Origin of the sequence: Geothrix campi (assembly GCF_024609265.1) — a bacterium.
Lineage (GTDB): Bacteria > Acidobacteriota > Holophagae > Holophagales > Holophagaceae > Geothrix > Geothrix campi.
In genome coordinates this window covers 1,655,490-1,670,425 of the sequence record NZ_JANHMP010000001.1, presented here as the reverse complement: position 1 = coordinate 1,670,425, position 14,936 = coordinate 1,655,490, and the positions used below count along the sequence as shown (strand labels likewise).

Below are 14,936 nucleotides of genomic sequence, written 5' to 3'. Positions count from 1 at the left end.
GGTCATCCGCGGCGCTTGATGGCGTGTTCAGGGGGCGTGACGGTGAGGCGGAGGGGCGTCAGGTCCGGAGGGGTCTCCGGCGGCGCGGCCTTGTCCGGCCGGAAGGCGAGGCTCACGGCTTCGCGTCCCAGCAGGAAGGGGCCCGCCACCAGGGCGGCCAGGCGGTCGAGGATGGGCTTGCGGATCTCGTCGGCCATCGTCCAGAGCTCCCGGTCTAGCGGTGGCAGGCGGCGCAATTCTCGGCGCCCCTGATGATCTTGGAGCCCGCGGGCAGCGCCGCGTGGGGATCCCGGTGGCAGGCCAGGCAGTTGCCCATGCGCATGCCCATCTCGCGAGTGACCACCTTCATGGTCTGCACTTCGCCGTGGCAGCTCTGGCAGGTGATGCCTGCGTTCACGTGGGGGCGGTGGTCGAAGAAGACGTGGTCGGGCAGGGTGTGGACCCGCTGCCAGAGGAGGGGCTGGCCGGAATTGGCGATCTGGGTCAGCTTCTGGATGGCGGGGGTATCGGTCCTGGTGACCTTGTGGCAGCCCATGCAGAGATCCACGCTGGGGATGCCCGCCGTCCGGGATTTGTCCACGCCGGAGTGGCAGTACTGGCACTGCATGCGAAGCGTGCCGGCATGCAGTTCATGGGAGAAGGGGATGGGCTGCTCGGGGGCGTAACCCTTGGCGAAGCGGTCCGGCTGCGTGAACCAGCCCACGGTCAGAACCGTGAGCAGGACCGCCACGGCCCCGGCCGGCAGGACGAAGCGGAACGCTCGATCGAATCGGTGCATGCACAACCCCATGGAAAGCGCTGTCTCACGAAGGGAGCGGGAGGGCCATCGGGAAACGGTGGGACGGGTGGACGCGGGCCGGGTCTGGAGGGTGTGGATAGCCGAGATTCTGGCACGCACCGAGGTTCGGGAAAGGGTTTCCCAGAAATCCGGCGCCTCCGCCCGGGGGGTGTCGGTGGAATGTTGTCAGGAGCAAGAAACCGGACCGCATTCCAAACCAGGGGGACCAAGCCCGCTGGGGCGACATTTCGATGAGTTGTGTCGCAGATCACGATGATAGATCAGTGGACCTAGATTGTTTACCTATTTTTTCTGAGGAAGTTCCAGACACTAAGGGGATTTTCGGGTGGTCTATCTGGGCCTCCCCGGAGGGGGCGATTTCCTCCAGGGCGGGTGCAGACGGCCCATGCCCACCCATCACCGTGGGCGAAGGGCAGCTGCCGACCGAGATTCCTGCCCGGAACCTCTTCTTTGCTAGTGATTTCGGGGTTCTCCGACCGCTCCCGGGCCTACCTCGGCAGACCCAACCAGGGCTGGAGGAGGCCCAACTGGAGGAACAGGGCGCCCATGCGTTCCACCGGCAGGCCCATGACGGTGGAGAAGCTGCCTTCCACCCCTTCGATGAAGAGGGCGCCCACGCCCTGGATGGCGTACGAACCCGCCTTGTCCATGGGCTCGCGGGTGTTGACATACCAGCGGATCTGGGCTTCGGTGAGGGGGCGGAAGACCACCTGGGCCGTGTCCACGAAGCTGTAGGTGGTGCTGTCCCGCTGCAGGCAGAATCCCGTGTGCACCTGATGGGCCCGGCCCTGGATCAGGGTCAGCATCCGCACGGCGTCCTCCACATCCACGGGCTTGTTCAGGGTGTGGTGGTCCACGGCCACCGTGGTGTCCGCAGCCATGACCCAGCGGTCGGGGTTGCGGTGGGCCACCACCTCGGCCTTCAACTCCGCCAGGCGCAGCACCAGGTCGCCGGGCTCCTCGTCCAGCAGGGGCGTCTCATCGACCTGGGGGGTCTGGATCTCGAAGGGGATGCGCATGGCCTCCAGCCAGTGGCGGCGGCGGGGGCTGCTGCTGGCCAGGATCAGGGGCTGCAGGGCCGTGGCCGGCAGGCCGGGCCGGGTCTCGGTCATCGCAGGCCCCGCTGCTCCAGTTCGGCGACTCCCACGCGCATGTGGAAGCTGTCGACCTCGTGTCCCAGGCGGAAGCCGAACCGTGGGTAGAAGTCCGCCGCGTCCCGGGTCTCGAGCACATAGCGCTGGACCTCGCCCGCCCAGGGGTGGCGCAGGGCCCACTTCACCAGCTCGCTGGCGATGCCCTGGGCCTTCAGGTCCCGGGCGGTCACCACGTCGTAGAGCTTGGCTTCGTAGGCATGATCGGACCAGAGGCGGGTGGCGCCCACCAGGCGGCCACCCCGGTGTCCCTCCGGCACCAGCCGGGCCGTCAGGAGGCGCGAGCAGGCCAGCAGCCGGCGCCACTGGCCGATGGTGCGGTCCGCGGTCCAGTAGACCTCTTCCGCCTGGAAGAAGATCTGGAGTTCGCGGGGATCCACGCTCCAGGTCTCGTCAAAAAAGGCCACGGTGCCGTGGGGGGTCGTCAACGGCTCGGGTACGAGGAAATCGCGGTCCATCAGGCCTTCCGGGGCAGGACCTTCCATCCTAGCAGCAGCGTGATGGCGGCCAGCCCGGCCATCAGCCCCGGCAGCAGCCACGCGGAGCGGGCTGGTGTGCGGACCGGGCGCCATTGCAGTTCCAGGGCATAGGCGCCTTCGCTGAGGGGTTCGCCCCAGAGTTCAAAGTGGCCGTCCTCATGGAACACCCCGGATTTTCCGGTGAGCGTCGCCCGCAGCAGGGGCACGCCCAGCTCCGGGGCCCGCAGGCGGATCTGCGCAGCGTGCAGATCCGTGGCGATGCTGCGATCGAACCAGCCGTCGTTGGTGTGGTTGCTCAGCAGGTCCGCCCGGCCCAGTTCGAAGCCCCGGCGGGTGCGCCCGGGCAGGAGGGCCTCGCTGCAGAGGAGGGGATGGACGCGCAGGTCGCCGGCGGGGGTGGGTACGGCGAAGGCGCAGCCCTCCTTCAGTTCCCCCGCTTCCTGGGAAACGAAGCCCATCTTCTCGTCCAGCCACCGGCGGAAGGCCTCGGGACCAGGTGTGCGTTCGCCGAAGGGCATGGGTTCGGTCTTGGCGAAGACGAAGGCCGGGCGTCCGGCGGCCTCGCCGCGCACCAGGTTGTACGGGCCGCCCTCGGTGCCGAAGAGCCAGGCCACGCCGCGGGAGGCCGCCTCGGCGGACAAGCGCGCATCAGGGCCGCGATCGTCCCGTCCCAGGATGGAGCTCTCGGGCCAGAGCAGCAGGGTGGCCCGCCCGGCGCGGGGCCAGCCCCGGGCTTTCAGCAGCGCCTCACTGCGCCGCCACATCTCGGCCTCCATGCCCGGCCAGCGCACCCCCGCCGGGAAGTTGGGCTGGATCATGGCGACATCCAGGGTGCGTTCAACCCCCCGCGGCAGCAGGAACCAGGCGCCCCCCAACAGGAGCATCAGGCCCACCGCGAAGCCTGGACCCGCCAGCGTCCGCCGCAGAGAAGCCCCTTCCGCCAGGCTCGCCGCCGCCCAGGCCCCCGCGCCCCAGGCCAGGGCCGAGAGGCCCGAGGCGCCCAGGAAGGCGGCCGAGCGCGCCGGCCAGGGCAGGGCGCCGAAGGCCGCGCCCCAGGTCCAGGGATAGACGTGGAAGCCCCAGGATTCCCAGCCGAGCAGGAGGAGGGCGGCCACGCAGGCCGCCCCCAGAGCTCCGAGGCGCCGGAAGGCCCAGCGGGAACCCAGGGCCACCAGCCAAAGCCCGGTGGCCTCCCAGAGGCTCAGCAGCACGGTGCCCAACACGGCCAGGCCGAAAGGCAGACCTCCCTTGGAGGCGAGGGTCTGGGGTACCCATTGGTAGAGCAGGAGGAGGCCCCCCAGGATGGCGACCCAGGTCCAGACCGCGTGGCGTCCCTTGAACAGGCCCTCCAGCAGCAGCAGGGGAAAGAGCAGCGCCAGGGCCGGCTCCAGCCAGCCTCCCAGCACGCCGGGAAAGCGGAAGGCCAGCACGAAGATCCCCGCCAGGACGGCGGTCTCGAGGGGGCGGAGGAGGGAGGGCATCTTCAAGGTCGGGACCTTCTCGCCACTTCGTAGCACGCGATGCCCGCCGCCACCGCGGCGTTGAGGCTTTCCACACCTTCGATGGGGATGGCAAGACGTTGCACGCCTGCCGGCAGGGCCACGCCGTGCCAGCCGTGGCCTTCGCTACCCACCCAGAGCCGCAGGGGGCCGGAGAGGTCGGCCTCGGCCAGGGGTACGGCACCGGGGCCACCATCGAGGGCATACCAGCGGCCGTGATCGGGTTCCAGCCTCTCCAGTCGGCGCAGGGGCATCAGGAAGGCGGCGCCCATGCTGCCCCGCAGGGCCTTGGGGCTGAAGGGGTCGGTGCACCCGGGCCCCAGCAGGGCCTCCTGGAAGCCGAAGGCGGCGGCGCTGCGGAGGACGGCCCCCAGATTGCCGGGATCCTGGATGCCCCAGGCGCCGATGACGCGATCGGCCAGCGGCCCCGCCGGTTCAGGCCCCAGTTCCATCAGCAGGGCGTGTTCCGGAGGGCTGCCCGCGTCGGCCAGCTCGCGCATGAGGCCTTCGCCCAGCACCAGGGTGCCCACGGCCAGGGCAGCCTCCAGCGGGTGGGGATCGGTCTGTTCCAACCTCAGCCAGAGGGCCGGACGCAGGCGTTTCCCGGCGGTGGTCTGTCGGGCCTCGGCCCAGGCCTCGATGAGCTTCCCACCCAGCAGCAGCGTGGCCTCACGCCGGGTGCCACTGGGCCGGAGGCGGGCCAGCAGGTCCTTGAAGCGCGGATTGGCCTTGCTGGTGAGTGTGGGAGTCATGGGATGGGGAAATCGGCAATGTATTAGACTAACCGCTCCATCCGACCTTTCTTTTCTCCCTACGTGCCTTTTCAGGAGCACCGATGCAACCCTTTGTCCCCTCCGACCAGAACCTGCGGGAGTTCTCCCTGCGGGCGGTGCTCATCGGCCTCGTCATGGCCGTGGTGCTCGGTTCCGCCAACGCCTACCTGGGCTTGAAGGCCGGCATGACCATCGCCGCCACCTACCCCGCGGCGGTCATCGGCATGGCCCTCATCAAGCTGATGAAGGGCACCATCCTCGAAGAAAACATGGCCCGAACGGTCGGTAGCATCGGCGAGTCAGTGGCCGCCGGCGCCATCTTCACCATCCCGGCCTTCGCCATCAGCGGCATCTGGCCCAAGTTCTTCACGGCCGGCAACTACGTCACCAGCGCGCTGATCATGTTCGCGGGCGGCGTGCTCGGCATCATGTTCGTGGCCCTGCTGCGCCGCGTGATGGTGGAGGACGCCGAGCTGCCCTACCCCGAGAGCGTGGCCGCCGCCGAGATCCACAAGGCCGGCGCCCGCGGGGGCAGCGGCACGAAGTTCCTGTTCGGCGCCATGGGCATCGGCGCTGTCATCCAGGCCCTGGTGCAGATCTCGGTCTTCGCCAGCACCTGGGAGCGGTTCGTGGCCTTCAAGACCACCACCATCAACCTGGTCGGCACCTGGAAGGCCAAGGTGGCGGGCGGCATGCTGCTCAGCTCCCCCGGTATCAGCCCCGCCTACATGGGTGTGGGCTACATCATCGGACCCAAGCTTGGCGCCCTGAACTTCTCCGGCGGCATCATCGCCTGGGGCCTGCTGGTGCCCATCATCACCTACTTCCTGGCGCCCGGCGTCCTGCCCGAGGGTGCTTCCCAGGGGGACTGGATCGCCCTGTCCTACTCGGTGTGGAAGTTCATCGTCCGCCCCATCGCCATCGGCGGCATGCTCGTGGGTGCCGGCTTCACCCTCTTCAAGATGCGCAAGAGCCTCGCCACCGGCCTCACCCGCTCGGTCTCCGATATGAAGAAGGCCGCCGCCGGTGAGCACGTGGTGGACCGCGTCAACAAGGACCTGCCCTTCACCAACGTCCTGTTCGGCCTCGGTTTCGCGGCCCTGGTGACCTTCTTCATCACCTGGCGCATCTTCCAGGTGAGCCCCCTGGTCTCCTTCGTGGCGGCCCTGGTGGTGGTGATCCTGGGCTTCTTCTTCGCGGCCATCAGCGGCTACCTGGTCGGCATCATGGGCTCGAGCAACAACCCCATCTCCGGCCTGACCCTGACCGCCCTGGTGATCACCGCCCTCGTGATGGTGCTCCTCGGTGTGAAGGGCAAGGAGGGCGTCGCGGCGGTGCTGGGTGTGGCCGCGGTGGTCTGCGTGAGCGCGGCCGTGGCCGGTGAGATGCTCCAGGACCTCAAGGCCGGGCATATCCTGGGCGGCACGCCCTGGCGCATGGAGATGGGCGACCTCATCGGCGTGGCCCTGGCCTCCGTGGTGCTCTTCATCCCCCTCATGGTGCTGCACGAAGGCGACATCTCCGCCCAGGGCACCAAGCGCATCGCCGAGCTGACCGCCCAGCAGGTGCAGGTCGTCACGGCGCCTGACGGCAAGACCTACACCCTGGACCAGGTGAAGCAGTTGCCCGCGGACCAGAAGAAGGCCGTGCTCTCCCTGGATGCCGGCTTCGGCTCCAAGCAGCTCGCCGCGCCCCAGGCCGGCCTCATGGCCCTGCTCAGCAAGGGCATCGTGGAAGGCAAGATGGCCTGGCCGCTGATCATCGTCGGCATGATGATGGGCTTCGCCTTCATCCTCATGCAGGTGAAGAGCCCCATGCTGGTGTCGGTGGGCATGTATCTGCCCCTGGAGACCACCTTCGCCATCTTCCTGGGCGGCCTCATCAAGGGCGCCGTGGAGATGGTCGGCACCAAGCGGGGCCTGAATGAGGCCCAGAAGGTGCGCGTGGAGAACAACGGTGTGCTGTTGGCGGCGGGCCTCATCGCCGGCGAAGCGCTGGTGGGCCTGCTCTTCGCGTCCTTCGCCTTCTTCGAGGTGAAGTACAAGATCTTCCCCGACCCGGGCATGTTCTGGATCAGTCTGCTGATCTTGGCGGCCATCGCCGTCTACCTGATCCGGGTGCCCCTGGCCAACGCCGGCGAAGCCGACGAGCCCGCACCGCCGAGTGCGAATTTCTGATGCTGTCCGGGGGTGTGCGCTAGCGCGCACGCCCCCGGGTCCCCACGAGAAGGCCCGGCCAAGCCGGGCCTTCTCTATCCTCCCCTTGAGATGCCTGGATTCCCATGACCTCCTTCCCCGATGAATCCTTCCTCGCCCTCGTGCCCGTCCAGGCACTGACGGCAGAACCCGGCGAGAACGGGAACCTGGTTTTGATCCGGCCCAAGATCCTGTCGCCACGCTGGGGCTGGGTGCTGAAGCTGATGCGGAAGCCCGTCTTCCGCGTGAAGCTCGATGCCCGCGGCACGGCCGTGTGGCAGGCCTGCGACGGGGCCCGCACCGTGGTCCAGGTGGCCCAGGTCATCGCCGCAGGCTTCCCCGGGGAACCGGACACGACCTTGCGGACCGCCCTGTTCATCCGGGAACTGGCCCGGGGCGAGTTTGTGAGGCTCAATCAGCTATCCTGATGCCCCGGAGGCATAAGGGTCTGCTTTCAAAATGGGGTGTGGCCGCGCAAGGGGCACCGCCCAAGCGAGACAAGGAAGGCGACGATGGCAATAGCGGCACTATTGACGAGGAGCTTGACGCAGTATCGCGTGGGGCGCTGCCCCTTGCCCTCCGGGACGGGCCCAACCGCGCGCCCGGCGGTGTCTGCGGCCTTGAACGACGAACCACGTCGCTCTGCGGCCGCATCCTTGCCGGATCACTCGGCTGGGCCCGTCGCGGCTCGCATCCATTTTGAAAGCAGACCCTGACATGGCCAGGCAGGTGAAGGAGGCGGGCCAGGTCCTCACCCGCCAGCGGGCTAAGGTGAAAGAGCCCGGTCTGTGGAAGGTGCTCCTCCACAACGATGACTACACCACGCAGGAATTCGTGGTGTGGCTCCTGAAGACGGTCTTCCGCAAGAGCGAACCCGAAGCCACGGTCATCATGCTGGCGGTCCACAAGGCGGGCGTGGGCGTGGCGGGCATCTACACCAAGGACGTGGCCGAGACCCGCGCCGAACGCGGCCGTCAGCTGGCCGAGCGCGAGGGCTTCCCCCTGCTGCTGACCGTGGAGGCGGAAGATGCCTGAATCCCCGAACCTCAGTGCAGAGCTGAACCAGGGTTTCCAGCGGGCCTTCGAGCTGGCCAAGTCCCGCCGCCACGAGGACGTGGCCCTGGAGCACCTGTTGCTGGCCCTGCTGGATGACGTCCACGCCGCCCGGGCCCTGAAGGGTTGCGGTGTGAAGCTGGAGGCCCTGCGGCACGACCTGGAGGCGGCCCTCGAAACCTTGTTTGAGCGCGTGCCCGAGGGTGAGGAGGTCCAGCCCCACAGCACCCTGGGTTTCGTGCGGGTGGTGGAACGCGCCCTGGTCCACGCCTTCAGCGCCGGGCAGAGGGAGGTCCGCGGCGGCGAGCTGCTGCCGGCCTTCCTGGAGGAGGAGGCCAGCCATGCCCGACACCTCCTGGAGAAGCACGGCGTGAAGCGGCTGGCTCTGCTGAAGGTGCTGAGCCATGGTCCCGCGGCCTCGAAGGCCAAGGCTCCGGCGAAGAAGCAGGTGGAGGAAGAGGAGGAAGAAGGCACCGTGGCCGAGAACCCCCTGGAAGCCTATGCCACGGACCTGGTGGCCCGGGCGGCGGCAGGGCGGCTGGACCCCCTGGTGGGTCGCGAGGCGGAAATCACGCGCATGGCCCAGGTGCTGTGCCGCCGCCGGAAGAACAACCCGCTGCTGGTGGGCGAGCCCGGCGTCGGCAAGACCGCCATCGTCGAGGGTCTGGCCCGGCGTATCCACGAAGGGCAGGTCCCGGAGCCGCTGAAGGCCGCCCGGATCTTCGCCCTGGACCTGGGCGCGCTCCTCGCTGGCAGCCGCTACCGGGGCGATTTCGAGGAGCGTCTCAAGGCCGTATTGAAGGCCCTGGGCGAGGAGCCCGGCGCCATCCTCTTCGTGGACGAGCTGCACACTCTGGTGGGCGCAGGTGCCACCAGCGGCGGCGCCATGGACGCCGCGAACCTGCTGAAGCCGGCCCTGGCCTCGGGCGAGCTCCGTTGCATCGGCGCCACCACCTTCCAGGACCTGAAGGGTTCCCTGGACCGGGATCGCGCGCTGTCCCGCCGTTTCCAGGTGGTGGAGGTGAATGAGCCCTCGGTGGAGGACACCCTCGGCGTGCTCCAGGGCCTGAAGGCCGCCTACGAATCCCACCACGGCGTGAAGTACTCGGACGAGGGCCTGGAGGCCGCGGTGCGCCTGGCCTCCAAGCACCTGCCAGACCGCCGGCTGCCGGACAGCGCCCTGGACGTGGTGGACGAGGCGGGGGCCGCCCAGAAGCTGCTGCCGAAGAAGGAACGGGCCAAGAAGGTCGGCCCGGCCGAGATCGAAGCCGTGGTGGCTCGCATGGCGCGCGTGCCCGTCAACTCGGTGAGTGCGGATGACCGAGAAGCTTTGCAGACGCTCGAAGCGCAGCTCCGGGCGCAGATCTACGGCCAGGACGCCGCCTGCGAGGCCGTCGCCGGCGCCATCAAGCTGGCCCGCTCCGGCCTGCGGGATCCGCTGAAGCCCATGGGCTGCTTCCTCTTTGCCGGGCCCACGGGCGTGGGCAAGACGGAGCTGGCCAAACAGCTGGCCAAGGCCCTGGGCATCGCCTTCCTGCGCTTCGACATGAGTGAGTATCAGGAAAAGCATACGGTGGCCCGGCTCATCGGCGCGCCGCCGGGCTACGTGGGTTACGAGGAGGGCGGCCTGCTGACGGACGCTGTGCGGAAATCCCCCCACGCCGTGCTGCTGCTGGACGAACTGGAGAAGGCCCACCCGGACCTCTTCGGCATCCTGCTCCAAGTCATGGACCATGCGGCCCTCACGGACAGCCATGGCCGCAGCGCGGACTTCCGCCACACGGTGCTGGTGATGACCACCAACGTGGGCGCCCGCGAGCTGTCGGCCCGGCAGGTGGGCTTCGCCGAGGCAGGCGGCCGGCGCTCGGCCACCGGCACCATCGAAAAGGCCTTCAGCCCCGAGTTCCGCAACCGCCTGGATGCCATCCTCCAGTTCGCGCCCCTGGGCCGGCCGGAGATGGAGCGCGTGGCGGACAAGCACCTGCGGGAACTGGAGGAGCAGCTCAAGGAAAAGGGCGTCAGCCTGACCTGTACGCCTGCGGCCCGGGCCTGGCTGGCGGAGAAGGGCTACGACCCGGCCTTCGGCGCCCGGCCCATGGCGCGGCTCATCGAGCGCGAGCTGCGCCGTCCCCTGGCGGAGGCCATCCTCTTCGGGCCCCTGGCCAAGGGGGGCAAGGCCACCGTGGACCTCAAGGACGGCCGGCTGTGCCTGTCTTTCGGCTGACGCAGGCCCTGGTCTTCCCGGACCCGGAGCTGGCGGAGGACGGGCTGCTGGCCATCGGTGGCGACCTCAGCGTGGAGCGCCTGCTGCTCGCCTACCGCAGCGGCATCTTCCCCTGGTACGGCGAGGGCGATCCGCTGCTCTGGTGGTCGCCGCCGGAGCGGGCCCTGCTGCGCCCCGGCCACCTGCACCTGTCCGCCCGCACCCGCCGGAGCCTGCGCCACCGCCCTTTCGAGATCCGCTTCGACACGGCCTTCGAGCAGGTCATCGAGCAGTGTTCCCAGGTGCCTCGACCCGGCCAGGACGGCACCTGGATCACCCCGGAGATGATGGCGGCCTACCTCGCACTCCACCACACGGGCCACGCCCACAGCGTGGAGGCCTGGCGTGGCGGCGAGCTGCAGGGCGGCCTCTATGGCGTGTCCCTGGGCCGGGCCTTCTTCGGGGAGAGCATGTTCAGCCTGGAGCCCGAAGCCAGTCGCGCCGCCCTCCAGGCCCTGGACGCCCGCTTGAAGGCCTGGGACTTCGCCATGATCGACGGCCAGCTGCCCCATGAGGGCTTGGCGGGCTACGGCTTCCAGGTCGTGCCCCGCGCCCTGTTCCTGGAGGAGCTGGCCGAGGCCCTGCGCGGGCCGGAACGAAGTGGAAGCTGGTCGGCCGAGCGGACGTGAACGTCTACGGGCCTCTTGCCTAAATAAGCGACCTGGCGATCGGCCCGGCTCAGCCGAAAAGCAATCAACCGCGAAAGACGCGAAAGGGCGCGAAACGCAGCGGAGATTGGCCGCCTGGGTCTTCGGCCCCCAGTCGCGTCATGCGCGGCTGGCCACACGCGAGGCGGGAATGTCGGCTCCAGAGTGCCGCCAGGCCCGACCCGCGTGTGGAGGCGGAAGCAGGATCGTTTGCCGTTCGCGCGCCCGCAGGGCGCTTCGCGTCTTTCGCGGTTCGATCCTTCCAGGGCGCCATCACCGCAATCGGCAAAATCGGTGGCGACATGCCTTCCTGTGTCTTCCCTCCGCGCTCTCGGAGCCTCAGTGGTGGATCCTTCCCTAGGGGAGGCTTGCCTCCGCCGACCGCAGCCGGATCAGGCTGATCTCGCCCCGCCGCCACAGCCGCATGCGCGGGCCCCAGGTGCCGGCGCCGCGGCTGACGATCAGGGTCATGTCCCCGACCTGGGCCCGTCCGGCCAAGGTGGGATAGGCCCTCGCCACGAGGCAATCGAAAGGCCAGATCTGGCCGGCGTGCGTGTGGCCCGAGAGCATGAGCCCCACGTCCGACTGGGCTGCCGGTTCCAGCTGGGTGGGCCGGTGGGACAGCAGCACCAGGGCGCCTGCGGGGCGCTCCCGGGGAACGGTCCACACGGCCCGGCGGAGGCTCCGGCCCGCATCCACCCGGCCGGCCAGGACCAACCCGGGTACGGGGCTGGCGAGCGTGTTCCGCAGGACCCGCACCCCCGCCGCTTCCAGGGGAGCTCCGGTGACGCCGTAGTGCTCGTGGTTCCCATCCACCCCCCAGACGCCCAGCGGGGCCCGCAGACCGCCCAGGGCCTGGATCGAGCGGGGGTCGGGCCGGCCGTGCCCCTCGAAGATGTCCCCGAGGAGCACCACCAGGTCCGGCCTCAGGGCCTGGACCTGCGCCACGCGGGCCGCCAGCCAATCCGGCCCCAGGATGGCGCCCACATGGAGGTCCGACAGGGCAGCCACCACGAGACCGTCCCGCTCCGGCGGCAGGCCGCGCAGGCTCACCTCGTAGGTCACGACTTCGGGCGGGCGCAGGGCCTGGAGGGTCGCGAGGCCCGCCAGGCCGAGGCTGGCCAGAAGGGCCCAGCCGCGCAGGCGGGGCGCCGCGGCGCGGAACCACAGGCCGAACCCCGTGGCCAGGTCCACAGTCAGGAGGCCGACGAAGGCGAGGAAGAGGAGGCCCAGCACGGTCATGCCCGCGAGGGCCACCCAGCCGGCACCGGGGAAGGCGGCCTCGTGGCCCAGGATCCCTCCGGCGACCATCAGGCCCCAGGCCCCCGCGAAGGTGGCCCAGAGGCGCCGTCGCGACCAGCGTGTGAACCAGGGCACCGAGGCGATGCGCCAGGCCACGTAGGCCAGCACCAGGGCCGATACCAGGAGGAGGATGCCGATGAACATGGTTCAATCCCTGGCCGGAGTCGGCCGGCGCCGCAGGACCTTGAAGGCCTCGAACCAGAGGATGCTGGCGAAGCCCGCCCCCAGGGCCAGCGGGACATCCAGGCCGTGCAGCGGGGCGAAGTGGAAGAGGCGCTGGGCCACAGGCCACGTCAGCACCAGGGTCAGGCAGGCCACGGTGCCGCCCAGCACCCACCAGAGCGCGGGGTTGGGGTTCCTCAGGCTGCCTAGGATGCTCAGGGTCCAGGAGCGATTGGCCAGGATGATGGCGAGGAAGGACATCACCAGGGCCGCGAAGGTCAGGGCCCGGGCCGCATCGTGGCCATGGGTGGGCCGGGCCAGGAGGTAGACTGCCAGGCAGGCGGCCAGGGCCGTGATCCCCTGGAGCAGGGCCAGGCCCGTGGCCTTCAAGCTGAACAGTGGCTCCTGGGGATCCCTGGGCGGCCGGCGCATGACATCCGCTTCGGCCTGCTCCGCCTCGAAGATCAGCGAGCAGGAGGGATCGATCACCAGTTCCAGGAAGACGATGTGGACGGGCAGCAGCAGCAGGGGCCACCCCGGGAAGAACACCGGCAGCAGGGACAATCCGGCGATGGGAATGTGCACGGCCAGGATGAAGGCCACGGCCTTGCGGATGTTATCGAAGATGCGCCGCCCCAGCTTGACGGCGGCCACGATGGAAGAGAAATCGTCATCCAGCAGCACCAGGGCGGCGGCTTCCCTGGCCACGTCCGTGCCGCGGCCGCCCATGGCCACGCCGATGTGGGCGGCCTTGAGGGCCGGGGCGTCGTTCACGCCGTCGCCCGTCATGGCCACCACTTCGCGGTTGGCCTTGAGGGCGGTGACGAGGCGCAGCTTTTGCTCGGGCACCACCCGGGCGAAGACATTCACCGCCCGGACCCGCTCCGCGAGGTCCGCATCGCTCATCTGGTTCAGCTCGGGGCCGGTGAGAACCTGCTCGGGGTGGGCGATCCCCGCCTGCCGGGCGATGCTTTCGGCGGTCAGAGGGTAATCGCCGGTGATCATCACCACCCGGATGCCTGCCGTATGGCATTCCGCCACCGCGGCTGGGACGGCGGGGCGCACCGGGTCCTCCAGCCCCAGCAGGCCCAGGAATTCCAGGTCCAGATCGTGATGTTCCTCAGGCAGGTCGTCCGCGCGGTACTGGCCTCGGGCGACTCCGAGGACCCGCAGGCCCTGGGCAGCCAGCTCCGCCACGCGTTCGTCAACCTTGGCCCGGCGGCCCAGGGGCAGGTGGCAGAGGTCCACGACGGCTTCGGGGGCCCCCTTGGTGGCGACGACTAGGTGGCCATCACCGCAGTCCCACGCATGGGTGACCGCCAGGAGGTCTGGCGCGAGGGGATATTCCTTGGCCAGGGACCAGTCCGGATGCAGGTGCTCCGTGTCCATCAGCCACCGTTCTCCGGCGCTGTGGAGGGCCCGCTCCATGGGATCGAAGGGATCCCGCTTGCTGGCCAGGATGGCGTATTCCATGAGCTCGTGGACCGGCTCGGGCAGCTCCGATCCGAGCAGGGCCAGATCCTGGGAATGGCTCTCCACCTCCAGCCGCTTGAGGGTCATCTGGTTGAGGGTCAGGGTCCCGGTCTTGTCCACGCACAGGACCGTGGCCGCGCCCAGGGTCTCGATGGCGGGCATGCGCCGGGTGAGCACCCGGCTGCGGGAGATGCGCCAGGCGCCCAGCGCCATGAAGACCGTGAGCACCACCGGGAATTCCTCGGGGAGCGTGGCCATGGCGAGGGCGATGCCCGCGAGCAGGCCTTCCTTCCACACCTGGGCCCCACCGCCATGGGTCAGCGGGTAGAGGACGACGACCACCGCGCAGGCGACCAGGCTGACCAGGGCGAACGTCCGCACCAGCCGACCTGTCTCCCGCTGGAGGAACGTGGATTCCGGTTCCACCTGCTGCAGGGCCTTGCCGATCTTGCCGAGCTCCGTGTGAAGGCCGGTGCCCAGGACGTCGGCCACGCCTTGGCCCGCGGTCACCAGGGTGCCGGAGAAGACGGAGGGGAGGTCATCCCCGCCCGGAGCGGCCATGGCCTCCGCCTGGGTGGACGAGACCTTGCGCACGGGCACGGATTCTCCGGTGAGGAGCGACTCGTCCACCGACAGGTTGATGCCCGCCCGAAGAAGCGCGTCCGCCGGCACCCGGTCGCCTTCGACGAGGACCAGGAGATCGCCGGGTACCACCTCACGCCCCGGGATGCGACGCTGCTGGCCATCGCGGATCACCAGGGCCCGGGGGCTGGAGAGATCGCGGAGGGCCTCCAGGGCGTGCTCCGTCCGCCGCTCCTGGATGATGGTGATGGCCATGACCACGACGACGAAGCCCAGGAGCATCAGGGCATCCTGCCGCTCCCCCATCAGCAGGTAGAGCGTCCCGGCCGCCACGAGCATGAGGAACATGGGTTCGCGAACCACCTCCCAGGCGATGGCCAGGAGGCCCCGTCGATCACGCGAGGGCAGCTCGTTGGGGCCTTCGCGTTCCAGGCGAAGCCGCGCCTCCGCTTCGGAGAGGCCCTCGAAGCCTCCCAGATCGAGGCTGGAAGGCCGATGGGTTCGAGGTGCGGCAGTCGGGATCACGGGCAGGTCCGTGGGGCCGGCGCATGGCAACCG

General features: G+C 69.4%; 13 protein-coding genes. 5 read left to right on the top strand and 8 right to left on the bottom strand.

The genetic code is table 11. The features are described from left to right. Nucleotides 1-2: 2 nt before the first annotated feature. From NOV65_RS07710 to NOV65_RS07685, 6 genes are all read right to left on the bottom strand, one after another. Nucleotides 3-197 carry a hypothetical protein gene (locus tag NOV65_RS07710; protein ID WP_257305546.1) on the bottom strand — a complete coding sequence of 65 codons (195 nt, stop codon included), beginning with the start codon at nucleotides 195-197 and terminating at the stop codon, nucleotides 3-5. A gap of 17 nt (nucleotides 198-214) precedes the next feature. Beyond that, nucleotides 215-778, bottom strand: coding sequence for a cytochrome c3 family protein (locus tag NOV65_RS07705; protein ID WP_257305545.1), 564 nt, complete (start codon nucleotides 776-778; stop codon nucleotides 215-217). Nucleotides 779-1,287: 509 nt separating this feature from the next. After that, nucleotides 1,288-1,911: a Maf family protein gene (locus NOV65_RS07700; RefSeq protein WP_257305543.1), complete on the bottom strand. Its 624-nt coding sequence runs from the start codon at nucleotides 1,909-1,911 to the stop codon at nucleotides 1,288-1,290. Beyond that, entirely contained in the window at nucleotides 1,908-2,408 is a 501-nt protein-coding gene (locus tag NOV65_RS07695; protein ID WP_257305539.1) for a GNAT family N-acetyltransferase, read from the bottom strand. The genes NOV65_RS07700 and NOV65_RS07695 overlap by 4 nt, the downstream gene beginning before the upstream one ends. Next, nucleotides 2,408-3,910, bottom strand: coding sequence for an apolipoprotein N-acyltransferase (gene lnt, locus NOV65_RS07690; protein WP_257305538.1), 1,503 nt, complete (start codon nucleotides 3,908-3,910; stop codon nucleotides 2,408-2,410). The genes NOV65_RS07695 and lnt overlap by 1 nt, the downstream gene beginning before the upstream one ends. Before the next feature lie 2 nt (nucleotides 3,911-3,912). Continuing rightward, nucleotides 3,913-4,680: a TrmH family RNA methyltransferase gene (locus tag NOV65_RS07685; protein ID WP_257305537.1), complete on the bottom strand. Its 768-nt coding sequence runs from the start codon at nucleotides 4,678-4,680 to the stop codon at nucleotides 3,913-3,915. Nucleotides 4,681-4,763: 83 nt separating this feature from the next. On the opposite strand from NOV65_RS07685, the gene NOV65_RS07680 reads away from it, so the two are divergent. The 5 genes from NOV65_RS07680 (at nucleotide 4,764) to aat (ending at nucleotide 10,841) form a co-directional block, all read left to right on the top strand. Then, nucleotides 4,764-6,878 (top strand): OPT family oligopeptide transporter, encoded by a 2,115-nt coding sequence (locus tag NOV65_RS07680; RefSeq protein ID WP_257305535.1) that lies wholly within the window; start codon nucleotides 4,764-4,766, stop codon nucleotides 6,876-6,878. Between the two features lie 104 nt (nucleotides 6,879-6,982). After that, on the top strand, nucleotides 6,983-7,324 hold the full coding sequence (locus tag NOV65_RS07675) for a PqqD family protein (protein WP_257305534.1): 342 nt from the start codon (nucleotides 6,983-6,985) through the stop codon (nucleotides 7,322-7,324). Nucleotides 7,325-7,613: 289 nt separating this feature from the next. Beyond that, nucleotides 7,614-7,931, top strand: a complete 318-nt coding sequence (locus tag NOV65_RS07670; protein ID WP_257305533.1) for an ATP-dependent Clp protease adaptor ClpS — start codon at nucleotides 7,614-7,616, stop codon at nucleotides 7,929-7,931. Next, entirely contained in the window at nucleotides 7,924-10,173 is a 2,250-nt protein-coding gene (gene clpA / locus NOV65_RS07665; protein WP_257305532.1) for an ATP-dependent Clp protease ATP-binding subunit ClpA, read from the top strand. The genes NOV65_RS07670 and clpA overlap by 8 nt, the downstream gene beginning before the upstream one ends. Next, on the top strand, nucleotides 10,155-10,841 hold the full coding sequence (gene aat / locus NOV65_RS07660; RefSeq protein ID WP_257305531.1) for a leucyl/phenylalanyl-tRNA--protein transferase: 687 nt from the start codon (nucleotides 10,155-10,157) through the stop codon (nucleotides 10,839-10,841). The genes clpA and aat overlap by 19 nt, the downstream gene beginning before the upstream one ends. Nucleotides 10,842-11,216: 375 nt before the next feature. On the opposite strand, the gene NOV65_RS07655 is transcribed toward aat, so the two are convergent. Continuing rightward, nucleotides 11,217-12,305: a metallophosphoesterase gene (locus NOV65_RS07655; protein WP_257305529.1), complete on the bottom strand. Its 1,089-nt coding sequence runs from the start codon at nucleotides 12,303-12,305 to the stop codon at nucleotides 11,217-11,219. Nucleotides 12,306-12,308: 3 nt separating this feature from the next. Then, nucleotides 12,309-14,900, bottom strand: a complete 2,592-nt coding sequence (locus tag NOV65_RS07650) for a cation-translocating P-type ATPase (protein WP_425250844.1) — start codon at nucleotides 14,898-14,900, stop codon at nucleotides 12,309-12,311. Nucleotides 14,901-14,936 lie beyond the last annotated feature (36 nt).